General features: G+C 35.7%; 12 protein-coding genes. 1 reads left to right on the top strand and 11 read right to left on the bottom strand.

What is annotated here, in order from left to right; all coding sequences use genetic code 11:
- Nucleotides 1–43: 43 nt before the first annotated feature.
- From prfB to ACFIO5_RS03875, 3 genes are all read right to left on the bottom strand, one after another.
- Nucleotides 44–1,172 (bottom strand): peptide chain release factor 2 gene (gene prfB / locus ACFIO5_RS03865; protein ID WP_375611893.1). Its coding sequence is split into 2 segments (ribosomal slippage): nucleotides 44–1,102 and nucleotides 1,104–1,172, totalling 1,128 coding nucleotides; the frame shifts between segments, so codons are not numbered across the junction.
- 170 nt (nucleotides 1,173–1,342) lie between these two features.
- Entirely contained in the window at nucleotides 1,343–3,808 is a 2,466-nt protein-coding gene (locus ACFIO5_RS03870) for a penicillin-binding protein 1A (protein WP_375628088.1), read from the bottom strand.
- A gap of 168 nt (nucleotides 3,809–3,976) precedes the next feature.
- Nucleotides 3,977–5,206 carry an N-acetylmuramoyl-L-alanine amidase family protein gene (locus tag ACFIO5_RS03875; RefSeq protein ID WP_375636722.1) on the bottom strand — a complete coding sequence of 410 codons (1,230 nt, stop codon included), beginning with the start codon at nucleotides 5,204–5,206 and terminating at the stop codon, nucleotides 3,977–3,979.
- A 586-nt stretch (nucleotides 5,207–5,792) separates the two neighbouring features.
- Between ACFIO5_RS03875 and ACFIO5_RS03880 the strand changes: the two genes are divergently transcribed.
- On the top strand, nucleotides 5,793–8,423 hold the full coding sequence (locus ACFIO5_RS03880; RefSeq protein ID WP_375636720.1) for an Rne/Rng family ribonuclease: 2,631 nt from the start codon (nucleotides 5,793–5,795) through the stop codon (nucleotides 8,421–8,423).
- A gap of 88 nt (nucleotides 8,424–8,511) precedes the next feature.
- Here ACFIO5_RS03880 and ACFIO5_RS03885 read toward each other — a convergent pair whose 3' ends face one another.
- The 8 genes from ACFIO5_RS03885 to ACFIO5_RS03920 form a co-directional block, all read right to left on the bottom strand.
- Nucleotides 8,512–9,123 (bottom strand): invasion associated locus B family protein, encoded by a 612-nt coding sequence (locus tag ACFIO5_RS03885; protein ID WP_375634064.1) that lies wholly within the window; start codon nucleotides 9,121–9,123, stop codon nucleotides 8,512–8,514.
- A gap of 1,620 nt (nucleotides 9,124–10,743) precedes the next feature.
- A complete protein-coding gene (locus ACFIO5_RS03890) occupies nucleotides 10,744–11,466 on the bottom strand; it encodes a hypothetical protein (RefSeq protein ID WP_375705105.1) in 723 nt (240 codons plus the stop codon).
- Between the two features lie 260 nt (nucleotides 11,467–11,726).
- Entirely contained in the window at nucleotides 11,727–15,227 is a 3,501-nt protein-coding gene (gene mfd, locus ACFIO5_RS03895) for a transcription-repair coupling factor (RefSeq protein ID WP_375634062.1), read from the bottom strand.
- Between the two features lie 5 nt (nucleotides 15,228–15,232).
- Nucleotides 15,233–15,520, bottom strand: coding sequence for an FAD assembly factor SdhE (locus ACFIO5_RS03900; RefSeq protein ID WP_375634061.1), 288 nt, complete (start codon nucleotides 15,518–15,520; stop codon nucleotides 15,233–15,235).
- A 64-nt stretch (nucleotides 15,521–15,584) separates the two neighbouring features.
- The gene (locus ACFIO5_RS03905; protein ID WP_375621231.1) at nucleotides 15,585–16,265 is read right to left on the bottom strand and encodes an ABC transporter ATP-binding protein; all 681 of its coding nucleotides are present in this window, start codon (nucleotides 16,263–16,265) and stop codon (nucleotides 15,585–15,587) included.
- Nucleotides 16,265–17,533 carry a lipoprotein-releasing ABC transporter permease subunit gene (locus ACFIO5_RS03910; protein WP_375634060.1) on the bottom strand — a complete coding sequence of 423 codons (1,269 nt, stop codon included), beginning with the start codon at nucleotides 17,531–17,533 and terminating at the stop codon, nucleotides 16,265–16,267. The genes ACFIO5_RS03905 and ACFIO5_RS03910 overlap by 1 nt, the downstream gene beginning before the upstream one ends.
- Before the next feature lie 11 nt (nucleotides 17,534–17,544).
- Nucleotides 17,545–18,870 carry a proline--tRNA ligase gene (gene proS / locus ACFIO5_RS03915; protein ID WP_375643131.1) on the bottom strand — a complete coding sequence of 442 codons (1,326 nt, stop codon included), beginning with the start codon at nucleotides 18,868–18,870 and terminating at the stop codon, nucleotides 17,545–17,547.
- Nucleotides 18,871–19,073: 203 nt separating this feature from the next.
- Nucleotides 19,074–20,750 (bottom strand): ribonuclease J, encoded by a 1,677-nt coding sequence (locus tag ACFIO5_RS03920; protein ID WP_375705106.1) that lies wholly within the window; start codon nucleotides 20,748–20,750, stop codon nucleotides 19,074–19,076.
- Nucleotides 20,751–20,782: the final 32 nt, after the last annotated feature.

The raw sequence follows: 20,782 nt of genomic DNA on the forward strand, positions 1-20,782 counted from the left end.
AGCTTAAGAAAAAATCTACATGGCTTGAAGGAAGGATATGTAATTAACGAATATCCTCAGTTTTTTTGTCTTGTCCATAAATGCGCCGTGCGAGTGCTGCCTCTATAAATGCATCTAAATTACCATTAAGTACGGATTGTGGATCCGTATTTTCAATTCCTGTACGCAAATCTTTGACAAGCTGATAGGGTTGAAGAACATAAGATCTAATTTGATGTCCCCATCCGATTTCTGTTTTAGAAGATTCAGCAGCATTGGTTTCTTCTTCTCTTTTTTTAAGCTCTTCTTCATAAAGCCGTGCACGCAACATCGACCAAGCCGTAGCGCGATTTTTATGTTGAGAACGCTCTGTTTGACATTGAACAACAATACCCGTTTTTATATGTGTGATGCGAACAGCAGAATCTGTTGTGTTAACATGTTGTCCTCCTGCTCCAGATGCACGATATGTATCAATACGCACATCTGCCTCTGAAACATCAACTTCAATATTGTCATCAATAACTGGATAGACCCAAATGCTCGCAAAAGAAGTATGGCGCTTTGCATTCGAATCAAATGGAGAAATCCGTACTAAGCGATGAACGCCTGATTCTGTTTTTAACATTCCATAAGCATTATGCCCTTTTACAAGAATAGTCGCTGACTTTATTCCTGCTTCTTCTCCATCATGAATTTCTAAAATTTCAACCTTCATTTCATGCTGTTCAGCCCATCGCATATACATACGTAAGAGCATAGAAGCCCAATCTTGGCTTTCTGTTCCCCCTGCTCCAGCATGAACTTCTAAATAGGTATCATTCGGATCTGCCTCTCCTGAAAGAAGTACGTCAATTTGCCTTTTATCTATCTCATTTTTAAGATTACGTATTGATCTTTCTGCATCAGCGATAATTTCCACATCACTTTCTTCTTCGCCCATCGCAATAAGCTCAATGCATTCTTCAAGTGTTTTTGTAAATGATAAAAGACCATTGATTGAATCATCAAGACGTTGACGCTCACGCATCATATCCTGTGCTCGTTGTGCATCATCCCATAATGATGGATCTTCCGCTTTTTGATTAAGATATTCAAGACGCTTTAGTGATTGATCCCAGTCAAAGATGCCCCCTTAGCAATTGTATTGCTTTCTGGATTTCATCAACTAATGTTTCTATTTCTGCTCGCATAATTTAACACCGTATTTTTAAAAACTCTTTTTGGTTGTGTCTCTTAGCATTTTATACAAATTTAATAGCTGCTATCAGAAAATGGTACAGTTCTATCACTCTATTTATAGAACCGACATTGTAAAAAAGAGATAAAAACCATGACTCATGGCAAAAGGAGATTTTGTCGATTAATACAGCCCACCTGTCCCACTTTCAAGTGCTTTGTTGACTTGTGGAGAAGTCGTTACTGCAGGAACACCTTCTTGAAAAGAATTTGTACTCCCAATAACTTGATATATATCAGCAGGCCCAGTCCCTGGTTTAAATGCTTCTATAATGACATCTTGATCTCCTCTTTCGGCAAGCATTCCTGTTTTCCGATTAATTGGCATTAAAATCATACCTTTTGGCATCTTAAAGGGAACATCTGGCTTCCCTTTAAGAGCATCTGCCATAAAATCACCAAAAATAGGTGCAGCTAATGAACTTCCTGTTCCATTATATCCTAACGGAGCTGGTTGATCATAACCGACAAAAATACCAACGACAATGTCAGGAGTAAATCCCATAAACCAGACATCCTTAGAGTCATTGGTTGTTCCTGTTTTAGCGGCAATATGTCGATTAAGATAACGTAAACGTGCCGCAGTACCACGCTGAACAACCCCTTCCATCATCGATGTAATTTGATAAGCCGTCATAGGGTCAAGAACTTGATCTCGCTCATCAATCAATGTGGGTTCACTTTGATTATTCCATGAATTCGTATTACAATTTTCGCAAATACGATCATCATGACGATAAATTGTCTTCCCATAACGATCTTGAATTCTGTCTATCAGAGAAGGTTTAATAGAGCGTCCGCCATTGGCAATAACGGAATAAGCTGTAACCATTCGTAATACTGTTGTTTCGCCAGCCCCTAAAGCCATGGGAAGATAAGGCTGCAATTTATCTACGATCCCAAAGCGTTCTGCATATTCAGCGACAAGAGGCATTCCCATATCATTGGCAAGCCGTATTGTCATAAGATTACGAGAACGCTCAATACCATAACGCAACGTTGAAGGTCCTGCAAAGGTACCCCCATAATTTTTGGGTTGCCAAACTTCACCATTATATTGACGAACTTCAATGGGGCCATCTAAAACAACGGATGCTGGTGTATATCCGTTATCAAGAGCTGCTGCATAAACAAAAGGCTTAAAAGCAGATCCCGGTTGGCGATAAGCTTGGGTTGCACGATTGAATTCAGATGCTGCAAAAGAAAATCCTCCCACCATAGCAAGAACGCGCCCTGTATGAGGTTCCATAGCAACAATTGCACCTTCAACCTTTGGAATTTGTTGTAAACGATAAGTGTTGTTTGTATTAGATAGTTTTTCAACAAAAATGACATCCCCAACTTGCAGAACATGAGATAAGCTCTGAACAGTTTTTCGATAACCATTTTCTTTTACAACATGGAGTGCCCATTTTGAATCAGCTTCAGATAAAACAGCAATTTCCCGTTTTTTTGATAATATACCTGAAGCTTCGCGCTGTGGCTGTAAACCAATCTCTACTTTATTGAGATTAGTAGAAAGAACAACAGCTAAACGCCATTCAGGAACATCACTTAGCCCTGTGATATCTGCAAGTTCTGTCCCCCAATCACCTTTCTCATCAATATGCGCATAAGCTCCACGCCATCCTTGCGCATGATCAAATCTAATTAATCCATCGTGCAAAGCACGTCGCGCAATAAGTTGTAAATGCGGATCAAGCGTTGTACGAATGGAAAGCCCACCTTCATAAAGTGTTTTAGCCCCATAGCGATGTATTAAACGACGCCGTACTTCTTCAGTAAAATAATCAGCCGCAAAAACATAGCTATCACTCCCACGTATTGTCGCTCCTAAAGGTTTAGCTTTCGCTTTTTCACCTTGTTCACGCGTTACATATCCATTTGCAATCATCCGGTCTATAACCCAATTACGCCGATCAATAGCACGTTGTGTATTCTTAAATGGATCATAATTTGCTGGTCCTTTTGGAAGAGCAGCCAAATAAGCACATTGTTCTAGCGTCAGGTCATTGACGGATTTATTGAAATAGGTCAATGAAGCAGCAGCTATGCCATAAGTGCCACGACCCAGATAAATTTCATTGAGATAAAGTTCGAGAATATGATCTTTTGAATAAGTTTTCTCAATACGCATTGCTAAAATAGCTTCCTTAAATTTACGTTCTAACGTTGTTTCTGAACTTAAAAGGAAGTTTTTAGCGACTTGTTGCGTTATAGTTGATGCCCCCTCTGGACGTCTTCCAGAACCAATATTACGAATATTATTGATCAAAGCTCGAGAAAGTCCTTCAGGATCTAAACCAAAATGATGATAAAAGTTTTTGTCTTCAGCTGAAATGAAAGCATTTATAACAAGCTTTGGTATTGATTGAATCGGTAAATAGAGGCGATGTTTTGTTGCAAACTCTGCCATAAGACGGCCATCAGAAGCATGGACACGGGTCATTACCGGCGGCTCATAAAGTGAAAGAACTTCATAATCAGGGAGTGCATTTGCTTGACCACTGGTCATAACACCCCACGTTATTGCACCATAAAGTCCAATAGCAATAAAAAAACGAAGAAGATATCTTAAAAAAATCATCATAAAAACGGCTATCGCTTTCTTAAGAATTAATTAAAGAAAAAATACGTTACTTCAAACACACCAAGTGGATATCACCACAAGATTGAGATCAAGAGAAATTGTTTTCTATCTTTTATTTATACCAGGGTACACTAGAAGCCCATATTGATACTCTATTTTCTCATAAATTTAAAGAGGCTGTATCATTTTCTGCCTATAATCAGCAAATTGACGAATAGAATGAGCAATAGAGGCTGCCATTTGTTTTCTCCAATGAGGATCATTTAATAACTTTTCATCCTCTTTATTGGATAAATAACCTATCTCTATCAAGACTGAGGGTATATCTGAAGCTCTTAAAACTTGAAAATTAGCATACCGATGTGGGTTATTAATCAAGTTAATATGATTCTTTGATAAACTTGAAATAACACTATTTGCAAAATTAACCGAAAATGTATGTGTTTCACGTCGTGTAAGATCCATCAAAATATCTGTAACTTCGAGCGTTTCATCTGCAGGCAAACCATCAAGCAAATCAACTTTATTTTCATTTTCAGCTAAAGATTTTGCAATGGCATCAGAGGCTTTATCTGATATGGTATACACTGTGGCACCGCGAAGAGAATGTAGATCAATCGTATCTGCGTGAATAGATATAAAAAGATCAGCATCAAACTCTTGCGCTTTTTTAACTCTTTCACTTAGTCTTAAAAAAATATTGGAATCTCGTGTTAAAGCAACGGTAATATGAGAATCCTTTTGTAATTCGTCTCGCAATGCACGCGCAAAGTCTAAAGTCACATCTTTTTCTAAAATTCCAGTAACACCCCGTGCACCGCCATCAATACCACCATGACCAGGATCAAGAACAACACGGAAATTATATGCTGGCATTAACTGTGTTTTTGTATCAAAATTGCTTCTTTGCTGTTTTTTTAATATCTCATCAAATTTTTCTTGTGTACTTTTACGAATATCAATCAGCAACTGCCATAAACCATTATTTAATTTTTTTACGACATTTTTTTCAACCACAAAAGCCGTTTTACTTGTCAAAATAATGCGTGAAGTCTGTATGTCAGAGAAAGCATAACGCACATCTGAAAGCATAACGGATAATGTATTCCGTTTCTTTAAAGGCGTATTTTGCATCGAAAAGTCAATTGTAGGTAAATTGATAACCAAACGTGCGGGCCTGTCAAAAATCTGTAAACGAACATTTGGTTTTGAATTAAAAACCGCAATAATACGCGTATGAATACTATCACCAATGGTTCGAAAATTAATAAGTCTCAGAGGATCTGCGGCTTGAACACTAGTTTGGAGTAGCAAAAAAGATAATAAAAAGTATGTGACGAACACAATAACATCCCCATAAGCTGTTTTCAGCTTTTTGGTAAAAAAAACTCTTATCATAAGCAAAATACTCTACATTACCTTTGTAATAATTTATCTTGGTTACATAAAACGATACACCAATTTATTATCTATTTTTCAATAAAAGCTAAATAAACACCTCAAAACGAAATTAAGGTCATAAAGATATTATAATTATACATGATTTACATTGTTACTTGCCAAACGCATGATATCAACATAAAAGAATATTTATGCTTCCTAGCTGATAATAGTCATCTAAATTATCTGTAACTCATATTAAGTTGTCTTTAGAAGTTTTTTGTCTATTATGCGTTGAGACTTTTTTATGGATGAAAAATTTCTATGTTGTAACATTAGGATTGCATTACTTAAGATTCGTTGGTTCGGATATCCGAACTGTTTTAAAGATTATTTTACCGGAGACTTTTAAGAAATATGAGTCATAAAAAACAGATGGAAATAATGATGAGAAATGGTGTAAATGCAGTCATGCCTTTGCACGTGGTGTTCCGTCCTGTTTTTCTGGTACCTCCCTTTTATGGCAGACAGCCTTTTATATTTACGAATAGTTATAGCATTCGTTTGAATAAAATTGTGCATGTCGCCTTCAGGATATTAACTTATGTCAAACAAAATGCTTATAGATGCCTCCCATCCGGAGGAAACACGTGTTGTTGTTGTTCACGGCAACAAAATTGAAGAACTTGATTTTGAATCAGAACATAGAAAACAGCTCAAGGGGAATATTTATCTCGCACGTATTACGCGTGTAGAACCGTCTCTCCAAGCGGCTTTTGTTGAATATGGTGGAAACCGGCATGGTTTTTTAACATTTTCTGAAATTCATCCTGATTATTATCAAATTCCTATTGCTGATCGCCTTGCTCTTCTTGAAGAAGAAGAAAAAGAAGCTGTAGGAGAAAATTCTGTAGATACCTTTACGGAAGAAGCAACTAAAAATAAAAAACGCTCCAGAAGAACAAAAAAAAGTGAAAAAAACAATGTTATAGCAGCCGATATTGAAAATGATATCACATCTGAAGCGATAATAATTGATAATACAGAAGAATCATTAAATGCCAATATCTCTTATGATGAGATTGAAATGGTCGGTGCTGAGGACATCCGTGAAGAGCTCCCGATTTATCAAAGAAAACAAGGGCGCCAGTATAAAATTCAAGAAGTCATTAAACGACGTCAAATTTTGTTGGTACAAGTTATCAAAGAAGAGCGTGGTAATAAAGGTGCTGCCCTTACAACATATCTATCTCTAGCTGGTCGTTACTCTGTTCTAATGCCCAACACAGCACGTGGTGGTGGTATTTCACGAAAAATTACGAACGTACAAGACCGTAAGCGTCTTAAAGAAATCGTAAAAGAATTAGCCGTTCCAAAAGGTATGGGCGTTATCTTACGAACCGCTGGTGCCAATAGAACAAAAGCTGAAATTAAACGTGATTATGAATATCTTATGCGGTTATGGGATACTATTCGCACTTTGACACTCGAGTCAACGGCGCCATGCCTTGTCCATGAAGAAAGCAATCTCATCAAGCGTTCTATACGAGATCTTTACAATAAGAACATTAGTGAAATTCTTGTCTCTGGAGACCAAGGATATCGTGAAGCGAAAGACTTTATGCGTATGCTCATGCCAAGTCATGCAAAAGTTGTGCAACCTTACCGTGATCCTACGCCCATTTTCGCAAGAAATAATATTGAAATTCAACTTGATAAAATGTTGCAACCACAGGTTTCTTTAAAATCTGGTGGTTATCTTGTTATTAATCAAACAGAAGCACTTGTTGCTATTGACGTAAATTCTGGCCGCTCTACGAAAGAATTCTCTGTCGAAAAGACAGCCTTACAAACTAACCTTGAAGCTGCTGAAGAAGTAGCGCGTCAATTACGCTTGCGTGACCTTGCTGGTTTAATTGTGATTGATTTTATTGATATGCTTGAAGAACGCAATGTGAAGCTGGTCGAAAAAAAATTAAAAGATTGTTTAAAAAATGATCGTGCTCGTATTCAAGTAGGTCATATTTCACACTTCGGCCTTTTAGAAATGAGTCGTCAACGTATTCGCATATCGGTTTTAGAAAGTACGACACAGCCCTGCCCACATTGCGCAGGAACAGGAAATATACGTTCTGAATCATCAATTGCGTTACATGTCATGCGCTCAATTGAAGAATATCTTCTTCATAATTCGCAACATAATATTATCGTGCGCACCCCCGTAGCAACAGCGCTTTATGTATTAAATCATAAACGCAATATTCTTGTTAATTTAGAAGCTCGCTTTAAACTTAATATTAGTATTGAAGCAGATGATAGTATTGGAACACAACATCTTGTTATTTCTAAAGGCTCAATAGCAGAGAGAATTTTTCAATCTTCATTGGAAGATGACAATAAGCAAGAAATTGAAGATTCTGTTTTCATAAAAAGTGAATCTATTGAAAATCCTTCTCCCATTGAAACAAACCAAAAGCGTCGGCGCAAAAATCGTCACGGTGAAATTACTGATCATTCTCTCTCCAACGTTCATAAAAAAGAAGATACCTTGAATGATGATTCTTATCGTCGAGGACGTCGTCGAGGACGTCGTGGTGGTCGACGCAATCAAGATAATAGTTTTCATCAGATTCGCGTTCCTTATGCAGAACCAGTGGGAGATTTTGCTAAGCAAGCTTTAGCAGAAATTAAAGCAGCGCATCGCAAACGTCGTGTTTCACCTGCTAAATCTTTTGAACTTGAAGAAACAAAGAATAATACACAAGCTCTAGATATACAACAACAGAGTGAATCTGAAAAAAATGATACAAGTATTAAACCTAAAAAACGTAAAACACGTTCTTCAAAAGTAGTAGAAAATCAACTTTTTTTAGAGAATGATCAAAATATTGCAGAACAAAAATCTCTTGAAGAAAAACCTACAACCAGTTCGGTGCATAAAACTAAAACAAAAAAAGCAGACAAAGCTGTTCATGAGGTAGAAGATAAAGCTCTTGAAAAGAGTAAAAAATCAACACGTGGAACACGTAAAAAATCATCTTCTAAAGAGACAACGCAAATACAAAAAATATTAGAGCAAGAAACTGTAATCGAGATGGAGAAAGTTATCGAAACCTCTCCTTCCCAAATTGAAGAAACAATTAATCAACCCGTTGTTATTTCATCAACGCCTAATGATTCTTCCAAAACTGAACGTATTGGTTGGTGGAAACGCAGAATTCTTTCGAAAAATTAAGGATTAAAAAAACCGCCACAGAAAATTGTGGCGGTTCAAATAAACAATTATAGAAGACGTTTTGACCAACTTCTATGGTGTGGGTTTATTACTTTTGTTTTGCTTTTTCTTGCTCATCCCGCATACGCTCTTCAATTTCTTTTTGCTTTGATTGAATGGCTTGCTGCAGCTTTATTTGTTCTTGTTGAAAATCTTTTTCCTCCATACCAGGACCGGTATAGGCTGCTGTAAACCCATTAAGAGAAAACTCAATAGGATTAGCTGAACCACGGAAATTAACTGTGGTTACAACCATTTTTGTACCACTTTTCATAGCTGCTATAAGCTTATCATCTAAGACATCATTAGCAATACAACTTGGTCCATTACAAATAATATAAGGAATTTTTTTAGAGAACTCGTCACCAATTTTAATGTGAACACCTTCTGGCAAAAAACGACCTGTAGGTACTTGAATACCTATACGTTTCTCATTTTGCTTCCCTTTTATTTCAACAAGATTAAAAGCCGTTAAAGGTTGTCCCGTATTCGATAATACAGTATTCATTGTATTACAAATATCAACATCATGCTGCTTACTGCAAACTTTGTACCAACCTTGTGATAAAGTTTGCGCATTTGCAGAAATACCAGCTATAAGAAAAAGGGCAGCAGCTCCAACTAATACTGAAACAGCAGAATAAACATTTTTATGCGACATGATTAAGTTAATCCTTTCAACGCGCTCTTAAGTAACTTCAAAAAAATATTAAATATAATTCCAACTTAATTTATTAAATTATAATGAAATAACAATTAATTTTACTATTTTTACTTCAATATAAAAAAAAAGTTAAATTTAGAGAAAAAATACGACGAGCCATTCTAATTTTTATACACTCATATCATTTCCCCTCTTCATCACATTGGTATTTGATGCAATCTATCCATAAAACACCTCTGTGCATTTAAACTAAGATTACACAAACGAATCAATATTGCAATGTTAATTAAAATAAACTCTGATACTACTCTAAAAAACTTACTAATTAAAATTTTTACATTTATTACTCTTCATGTTAAGCTTATAGAACATTAGCAACAGGTGTTGCAATGCATTAAGCTCCAAAATATCAGATAAGTTTTATAGTTTTCCTTATGTGCCTCGTGTGATACACAAAAACAAAATCATCTACGGTATTATTGAAACATTTGATGAATTAAAACCATTGATTGTCTAAAATTTCTGCCCTTGTTTACAAAACAATGGTGATACGCTTTTGTAATAAAAATTTTATATTCTATAGCGTTTAACTAAACAGTTTAGTTTAAAAATACGCTACTAAAGAAGTGCTTTTTTCTTAATTAAACAACACATTTTCTTAGAGAGAAAATCTATAACTGCTGAAAATATTTTATTTATAATAAACTTTCTTAAAATATAATAACATATTAATTTATAATAATAATTTATCTTTTTTCTATTTCTATATTGTATGAAAGATCCTAATAGCGCAAACCTCTCTTATATTGAATCAATAAAATTTATCCACTTGTACATCACAAGCAGAGTTAGTTTTATAGATAAAACTACTGAACAAAGGGATTCCCCCTATGAATCATCTCACGTGCCTAAAGCCATAATAAATTTATGCTCATATATTATACATCTATTATTGCACTTCTGTACAAATATCATCTCTCAGCTTTATAACATGAATAAAAAATATAGCTTTTATCAATTTATTTTAAGTTATTTCTCAAATAAAATAATTTACTAAAATGATAAATTCTTTTCATCTTTTACAACATCAAAGATATAAATCGTTAATGATTTAAGTTTTAAGAAAAAATGAATTCAAAATATCATTTTGTTTTCCTATATAACACAACTTAGAGCTATAAAACATCTCTCTTATCGTATTAATAAAACAAGATTTAAGATATGAAATGTATCGTCATTAAAATAATTAAACAGATAAAAATAAAAAACTACAAGCACAAAAAATCATGCATAAAAAGAAAACATAAAAAAGATATATGAGTTTATTATTTAATATATATTAAAGCTTATATGATAAGAATAATAGATAATATCTTATGTGTATAAATTACTTTATTATAAATAATGATAAAAACAAAAAATTAAAATATATTTTACTAACATATTTAAACTATTATTTAGTATATTATCTTAATTTCTCTGTATTTGTATAATTAATTTTTTAATTGAATAATTCTTCAACATGAGAACGCATACGATCTATAATATTCTTTTTCTTGTTTGGAAGCATTATATTATGTACTTCTTTAATGGTATTACAAAGCTTAGGTGCACTTTTTACAAACCAATTATCTTCTGTAAGACTATTTTTATATCGTCAAATATTTGTTTTTCATAACTATAAGAGCCATCTGTTAGTAATTCTTTAATATCCCTGACTAAACTAGGACTTATTGAATTATTTGCGCCTTTAGCCCAACTAAAATCTTTATCTTTCCAATCAAAATCTTTGCGCAAAATAGCACCTATATCACTTTGCAATATATCCGCTAACGTATTGCAAGCAATAATAAATATGAGATAATTTTTCATTATCTCATCATCACCTCCACTTTTCTCATTCATTCCCCATTCATTAAACGTTTGAGTTTTTTTTAAATAATCTTTTGCTTTAATCAACTTTTCTTCATACTCCCCTACTTCATACTCTCTCGCTATATGTATTCTAGAGATAATTTTTTGTTTTTTTTCAGCTAGATCCTGTAATTTCGAACCAAGATTATAATATTCATCCTTCAGAGTTTTCAGTTTTTTATATAACTTATTCCGTTCCTGTAAACGCTCATAGTATTCTGCTTTAGAAATATTTTTTTCCCAAATATCCAAATGAGATATACTTTCTTCAATAAATTGTATGCTCTCTTTAATATTCTTTCTTTTGTTTTTTAAATGTTGGTATTGTTCATCAGAAGATAACTCAGCATAAGCGTTTTTTACGCCATATATTAAAGTGAGTAACAAAAAAACGATAGTTAGACACTTTTGTAATGAAGAAAGCATGCTATCTTTACCTAAATTCTTTCTAAAAAATTTACAGGAGCTTATTAGCTTATTATATTGAAAGTGCTATTTAATGCGGTTAAACCGTCTAATCTATTTCCTTCATTATATCAATACGTATATAATAAAAACCAAATAAATATATAATGGCTCTTTATTATAAACTTAAATTTTATTCTTATACAAAATCAATAACTTTTTGTTTTTATAGAATAATTTTATAAAAATAAGTAATAGTTCTGAAATAATAAAGATATTTTTTAAACAGAATGTTGTTCTGCCATTTCGACAAGCTGTGTCATAATATTCGCTGCTCCAACAAGCCTTTCATCCGCTGTGGACCAATTACGAATAAGAGCGATACTTTGATCTGGACGAATTTTTGCCATCGAACCTTGTTTTCCAACCCACTGAACAAGAGCAACACTATTTGCGAAATAGTTATTACGAAACTGTATAACAATCCCCTTTGGTCCTGTATCTAATTTCTCTACATGCGCTTTTCGACATAATGTTTTGATATAAAAGACTTTAAGAAGGTGTTGAACCTCAAGGGGTAAAGGACCAAAGCGATCAATTAACTCCGCTGCAAATTCATCAATTTGTTCTAAATCATCAAGTTCTGTTAAACGACGATAAAGTCCCATACGTAATGATAAGTCAGGCACGAAACTTTCTGGTATCATCACTGTTGTACCAAGTGAAATTTGAGGAGACCATTGATTATCTTCGTTTAGCTCTCCATCTTTTAATTCAGCAACAGCTTCTTCAAGCATTTTTTGATAGAGTTCAAATCCAACTTCTTTGATATGCCCCGATTGCTGTTCACCTAAAAAATTGCCTGAACCGCGGATATCCATGTCATGGCTTGCCAATTGAAACCCGGCCCCTAAGGTATCAAGAGATTGTAAAACTTTAAGACGGCGATCGGCAGCAGCTGTTAAGACTTTACCAGCAGGAAATGTAAAGAGAGCATAAGCACGTTGTTTTGAACGCCCTACCCTACCACGTAACTGATAAAGGGCAGAAAGGCCAAACATCTCAGCACGATGCACAATTAGGGTATTGGCTGTTGGAATATCAAGCCCCGATTCAATAATGGTTGTTGAGAGCAGCACATCATATTGTCCATCATAAAATGCATTCATGATATCATCAAGTTGTCCAGCCGGCATTTGTCCATGAGCCACAACGAATTTCAGTTCTGGCACATGTGTTTTGAGATATTCTTCTACAAAAGCCAGATCAGAAATACGAGGACAAACATAGAAACTTTGTCCACCACGATAATATTCTCGAAGCAGGGTCTCTCGTATAACAAGTGCATCAAAGGGTGAAATAAAAGTACGAACCGCCATTCTATCAATGGGGGGTGTTGTTATCAATGAAAGTTCACGTACACCCGATAAAGCTAACCCTAAAGTGCGTGGTATGGGAGTTGCTGAAAGTGTGAGAACATGAATATCACTTTTAAGCTCTTTTAAACGCTCTTTATGTTTAACACCAAAATGTTGTTCCTCATCAATGATAAGAAGGCCTAATCGTAAAAAATTAACTGCACCACTTAATAATGCATGGGTTCCAATGACAATATCGATTGTACCATCTGAAACACCTTTTTTTACTCGTGCAAGTTCTTTCGCTTTTACAAGCCTTGAAGCATGTCCAATTTTAACCGGTAATCCTTGAAAACGCGAAATAAATGTTTTGTAATGTTGACGTGAAAGCAAAGTTGTTGGTACAACAACCGCAACCTGATATCCATTTAATGCTGCAACAAAAGCACTTCGAATGGCTACTTCAGTTTTTCCAAAACCAACATCACCGCATATCAAGCGATCCATCGGCTTGCCTGAGGCTAGATCATCCAAAACAGCATCAATTGCATTCATTTGATCTTCCGTTTCTTCATAGGGAAAGCAAGCAACGAACTCATCAAAAGATCCAATTGGTGGAAGTAAAGCAGGCGCAGCACGAGTCATACGCTCTGCAGCTATACGGATTAATTGCCCTGCCATTTCCAATAAATGTTTTTTAAGCCGAGCTTTACGTGCTTGCCAAGCAACACCTCCTAATTTATCTAACGTTACCTCTGTTCCTTCTGAGCCATAACGTGAGAGAAGCTCAATATTTTCAACAGGTAAAAAGAGGAGATCACCTCCAGCATATTTAATTTCAAGGCAATCTCGTAAAATTCCAGTGGTTGTGATGGTTTTAAGACCAACAAATTGGCCAATACCGTGGTCGATATGCACAACAATATCACCAGAATTTAAAGCAGAAACTTCAGAAATAAAATTTGTATTATTCTTACGCCGCTTTGGCGATCTTATAAAACGATCGCCAAGGATATCTTGCTCTGCTATAATAGCCAAATCTTCAGCCACAAAACCATGTTCTATCATGATAACAGCTGCTAATATGCGATCTCGAGGTGTTGCTTTGACAGTTTGCAAAGATTTTGCAACATCTATTTTTTTCAATCCATGCTCGTCGAGAACTTGTACTAAACGATTCAGAGATCCTTCACTCCAACACGCTAAAAGTACTTTTTTGCCCGCAGCGCGTAAAGATGCGATGTGATCAATAACACTTGAAAAAACGTTTTTTTCCTGCGCATTACGCTCTTTTACAAAATCATATCCCTGTTTAACATGTGCGTGAATAACAGTTTGTTCCAAACTTTGTGGAATATTAAAAGGCGAAAAATCAATACGCTGTGAAGATTGTTGCACACATTCTAAAACACGCTCTGGCGTTAAATAGAGAAGACTAGGGTCTATTGGATGATAAGAAGTAGAATTTTCTTTATCATTTTCGCGCTCTTTGCGCGCATTATAATAGTCTTCAATAAGATGATAGCGCTCAATGAAGACTTCTTCTATGAGATGTTCAAAAACTATCGCTAAGTTGCCACAATGGTCAAACAAGCTATCAAGGTTTTCATAAAAAAATGGAAGCCAATGTTCCATACCAACAAAACGCCGACCTTGAGAAATTGCTTCATAAAGCATGTTATTTTTTTGTGATACACCAAATGTACGGGTATAATTGCTTTTAAAACGGCTGATGCGTTCTGGTGTAAGAACAACCTCACTCATTGCCTGTAATAAAAGTTCAGTTTTTTGGCCTGTTGTCCTTTGACTTTCTGGATCAAATACGCGGATACTTTCTAGGGTATCTCCAAAAAAATCAAGACGTAAAGGTTCAACATCCATCGGAGAAAAGATATCAAGTATTCCTCCTCTTACAGCAAACTCACCAACATCACGGACAACCGTAACACGTTCAAAACCATTGGTTTCTAGAAATTGAATAAGATTTCCCATGTTATTACGCTGGCCAACACGTGCGTGAATAAGCTGAGCTTCTATCATTTCACGAGGAGGCAACTTTTGCATAATTGCATTTGCTGTAGTTAATATAATTGCAGGATGTGGATCTTTCCGTAAATTTGCTATGTGTGCCAATGTTGATAGTCGACGTGCCATAACAGCAATTCCTGGTGATACGCGATCATAAGGCAAACAATCCCATGCAGGAAATTGAAGTACGGGTAAATTGGGTTCAATAAAATTTAAAACTTGTTGTAAATACGCAATTTTTGTTCCGTCACGGACAACATAGATGAGCGGTTTACCTTGTGCAATTTCTGAACTTAATTTAGCAAGCGCAAAGGCTTCAAATCCATCAGTAACGCCATCTAAAATCATACGAACAGAATTATTTTTGGGAATAACAATTTTTTTAAATATAGGCATCGGGATTAATAACTTAAGCAAGTACGATAATTGGCAATATCACGGAAAAGTGGACTATCAACTTCAGAGGGGGGCAAAATTTCTCCAGTAATCCATGTGAGTAAATCACGATCATCAAAAGACATAATATACTCAAGCTCAGAGAGCGTTCTATCATTCATCTCAGTGATATGAGCATCGACATAATGTCCAAAAATGAGATCCATTTCACGAATACCGCGATGCCATGCACGAAAAATCAATCGACGACGACGAGCATCTAATTGATTTTTGTCAACGACAAAAACTGTCATAAAAAATCTCCTTGAATAAAGTAATATAAACTATTCAATTAGTCGTAAAAATTTGTACCTTGCTTTAAGGAAGTTCTATAATCTTTTGTTCTTTAAGTGTAATTCGACGATGCATTTGCTTAGCCAAAGCGTAATTATGTGTTGCAATAAGAGCAGAAAGACCAGACTGACGAACAAGGATAGATAAAGCTTGAAAGACATAAGCTGAAGTTACTGGATCAAGATTTCCTGTAGGTTCATCAGCCAAAAGAACCGAAGGGCCATTTGCTACTGCACGTGCAATAGCAACACGTTGTTGTTCTCCTCCCGATAACTCTGAGGGACGATGGTTCGCACGATGAGAAATACGCAGATACGTTAATAATTTGCGCGCACGATCTTCTGCTATGGATTTTTTTAATCCTGCTATCATTTGCGGTATCATGACATTTTCTAACGCCGTAAACTCTGGAAGTAAATGATGAAATTGATAAACAAAACCAATATCATTTCGTCTTATAGCTGTTCGCTCACTATCAGAGCGCTTTGCACAAGAAACACCCCGTAACATCACATCACCAGCTGTTGGTTTTTCTAATAATCCAGCAATATGAAGAAGTGTTGATTTTCCAGCACCAGATGGTGCAACAAGTGCGACAAGCTCTCCACGATTAAGAATAAAATTGGCTTTATCTAAAACAATGAGAGGCTTATGACTCTCGAAAAAGTGTCTTTCAATCTCTACAAGCTCTAAAATAGCTGTCATTATTCATACCTCAAAGCTTGTACGGGATCTAGCTTAGCAGCACGCCATGCCGGAATGAGAGCAGCAAGAAACGACAAGAATAAAGCCATCATAGCAACCAAGACGGTCTGTTTCCACTCAATTTGTGCAGGCAATTTTGTTAAAAAATAAAGTTGAGGATTAAAAACGTCGACATTAAATAACCAAGATATAAAATCTTGGATATGATTAATATTCGCAGTCGCGATAACACCTAAAACTAAACCCAATATAGTTCCAATAAAACCAATCATCATTCCTGTAATGATAAATATACGCAAAATCGCACTCTGTTGAGCCCCCATCGTGCGTAAAATTGCAATATCATGACTTTTATCTTTTACAAGCATAATCAGCCCTGAAATAATATTTAAAGCAGCAACAAGAACGATCAGAGAAAGAATGAAAAACATAACATTTCGTTCAATCTGTAAGGCTGAAAAAAAAGCCTGATTGCGTGTACGCCAATCAATTAAATAGACCTGTTGATCAACTGCTTTTTCTACAACAGGTTTTATTTGATCAACAGCATCAGGATCATTTAGAAATAATTCTAAAGACTGAACCTTATCTCCCAAATTAAAAAACATTTGTGCTTCATGGAGAGGCATAAAGATAAATATTGAATCATATTCAGACATACCAACTTCAAAAATAGCAACGACTTTATAAGCTTTCACACGTGGGGTAACGCCAAAAGGAGTCTCATCACCATCTGGAGTAATAATACGAATATCTCTTCCAACTGTCAGTCCTAATTTTTCTGCTAAGCCACTTCCAATTGCAACACCTTCTTCTTGATCAAACCGAGAAATCGATCCTAATTTAATGTTTTGAGAGACTGTTTTAAGCTTTTCTAGATCTTGTTTGCGCATACCACGAACTAACGCGCCAGAGCCACCTTGAACTTCACCTTGAACAAGCGCTTGACCTTCAATAACAGGTAAAGCAAACTTCACACCATTTGTAGTTTCTAAAGAAGAAATAAGAGTCTTATAATCAGAAAAACCAGAATCAACTGTTTGAATAATAAGATGCCCATTCATACCAAGAATACGATTGAGAAGTTCTGTACGAAAGCCATTCATCACCGCCATAACAACAACCAGAGCAAATACGCCCAACATAATCCCAATAAGAGAAATAATTGAAATAACAGATGCAACGACATGTTTTTTATTGGGAATCATATAACGAAAAGCGATCATCCACTCATAAGATGAAAAGCATTTGTTTTTCAGCCTCTTCATAATATTTCCTATTAAATTATAGAAAGTTGGCTGAGCACATCTTCAACCTTTAGAGATTTTTTTATTCCTGTTTTTCGATCTTTAATTTCAACTTCATTTTGTGCAATGCTGTTAGGACCAACAATGATTTGCGTTGGCAAACCAATCAAATCCATTGTTGCAAATTTTGATCCAGGACGTTCATTTCTATCATCTAATAACGGATCAAAACCAACCTTCTTTAATCCCTGATAGAGAAACTCACATGCCTGTGTGCATTTTTCATCATCGGGCTTCATATTGATAATCCCAAAATCAAACGGTGCCATCGACTTTGGCCAAATAATACCATTTTCATCATGAGAAGCCTCAATAGCGGCCGCAACAAAACGCGAAGGACCAATACCATAAGATCCCATAGAGACCACATGCTCTTTTCCATCTTTTCCCATAACTTTTGCTCCCATTGGAGCGGAATATTTAGTACCAAAGTGGAAAATATGCCCTACTTCAATACCACGCGCTGAAAGACGATTATGATCAGAAACTTTAGCCCACTCCTCTTCATTATGCATTTCTTCCGTTGCTGCATAAAAAGATGTCCATTGCTTAACAATATCATCTAAAACAGCTTTATCACTAAAATCGATTGAACTATCAGGAACGGTAAGTTCAAGAAATTGTTTATCACAAAAGATAGCACTCTCTCCTGTTTCAGCCAAAATGATAAATTCATGACTGAGTTCCCCCCCTATTGGACCTGTATCTGCACGCATAGGAATTGCTTTTAAGCCAAGGCGAGAAAAAGTGCGTAAATAAGCAACAAACATACGATTATAAGATGTTTCAGAGCCTTCATAATCAAGATCAAAAGAATAAGCATCTTTCATTAAAAATTCTCGTGCTCGCATCACACCAAAACGTGGACGAATTTCATCACGAAATTTCCATTGAATATGATATAAATTAAGCGGAAGATCTTTATAAGAACGAACATAAGAGCGAAAAATATCTGTTACCATCTCTTCATTGGTTGGACCATAAAGTAAATCACGCTTTTGACGATCTTTAATGCGGAGCATTTCCAAACCATAATCATCATAACGACCGCTTTCACGCCAAAGATCAGCAGACTGAATTGTAGGCATCAATATTTCTATTGCACCCGCACGTTCTTGCTCTTCACGAATAATTTTACAAACTTTATCAAGCACTTTTTTTCCCAAAGGAAGCCAAGAATAAATCCCTGATGTTTGTTGTCGAATCATTCCAGCGCGCAACATGAAGCGATGAGAAACAATTTCTGCTTCTTTAGGATTCTCTTTTAAAAGTGGAAGGAAATATTGAGAAAGACGCATTGAAATAATTAACTCCTAATCAGACCTATCATATCGGAACAATTTATCACACCCTCTATTCATCTATAGCCGCATTCTGAATACTTGCAAATATAACGATCTTATCATTTAAAAATTTATTGTGCTTTATTCTCTATTTTTCTTATTTAGCAATAAAATAAAAATGCTCTTCTCTTTTTAAATAACGTAATAGGAAAGTTTTTTTATTTTGACCGATGTAAAAAAACTGTACAGATAGGTTTTTTTTGCCAAATTTCATGAACAGCCGCTCTTACTGCACGTCGTGTTGCCTCTCGAATAAGTTCATTATTTTTCTGTTTCATGCGTGGGATATTATAAACTGTATTTTCTACGATATCTAAAAGAATATCTTTTAAACTTTCCCCCTTTCCATTACTTTCAGGTAACCCGAATGTTGTTAGACCTATATCCCCTAATAATTCATGCTTACTATTTATATGGAGAGAAATAGTAACATGACCAGCATAACTTAGTTTGCGGCGTTCACGAATCCCTAATTCATCTTCATCTCCAATTAGGCAACCATCCTTATAGATGCGGCCAACAGGAACTTGATCAATAACCTTCACAGACTCTGGTGCAAGACGTAACATATGGCCATTTCTGATATCCATAACAGTTTTAATACCCGCTTGACGTGCTAAAGTTGCCTGAGCCTTAAGATGCATTGCTTCCCCATGTACAGGGACAAGTATTTGTGGCTTTATCCAATCATACATCTGTAAAAGTTCTGAACGACGGGGATGACCTGAAACATGAACAAGTGCATCTTCATTCGTAATAATTTTAATACCCAAATCAATGAAACAATTTTGTACCTCAATAATCGCTTTTTCGTTTCCTGGAATACTTCGTGATGAATAAATAACGGTATCACCAGCGGAAAGTGCAATACTTTTCATTCCATCACGTGACAGTTTAGCTAAAGCAGCACATGGCTCACCTTGGCTCCCTGTGACAATTAAAACAAGATCTTTTCGCGAGATGTAGCCATAATCATCTTCCGTTACAAATGGTGCTAAACCATTCATATAACCAAGCTCTTGTGCAACCATAATACTTCGCTTAAGGGAACGCCCAATGACAAGCACCTTACGTCCAGCAGCTTCAGCTGCAAGAGCAATAGAACGTATCCGACCAATATTAGAAGAAAAAGTCGCTATCGCAACACGCCCTTCAGCTTTAGAAATAATCTCTGAAAGACTGGCTTGAACTTGCTGTTCTGAAGGAGAAATACCATCCCGACATGCATTTGTGGAATCACAAAGTAATGCTAAAACACCTTTTTTGCCTAAAGCACGAAATCTTTTTTCATCGGTTACAGCCCCGAGTGAAGGGGTATGATCAATTTTCCAATCACCAGTATGAATCACAGTCCCCAAAGAGGTTGTAATTGCTAAAGATACAGATTCTGGTATTGAATGGTTAACGGCTATAGCCTCTATAGCAAAGGAACCTACCTGAAAACAATCACCAGCTTGAAAAATATTGAGTAAAATTTTTTGAGATTCAAAATCTAATTGTTTTTTAGTTTCCAATAATCCTGCCGTAAAAGGCGTACAGTAAATCGGCACTTGTAACTTTGGACATAAATCAAGAACGGCCCCATAATGATCTTCATGTGCATGTGTTAAAACAAGACCCCGTATATTATGTTTTTCACTTTCTAGAAAACGAATATCAGGCAAAACAAGATCGACACCTGGTAATTCAGAACCAGCAAAACTAATCCCCATATCAACCAGCAGCCATTCACGAAGATTTTGGGGACCAAATCCGTAAGCAGCTAAATTCATCCCTATTTCACCTACACCTCCCAGAGGTAAAAAAACAAATTCACATCTATTGGCTGCAACCATAAACATCTCCCAAATCATTAAGGTATCTGATG

It is taken from the genome of Bartonella sp. AA86SXKL, from assembly GCF_042196885.1.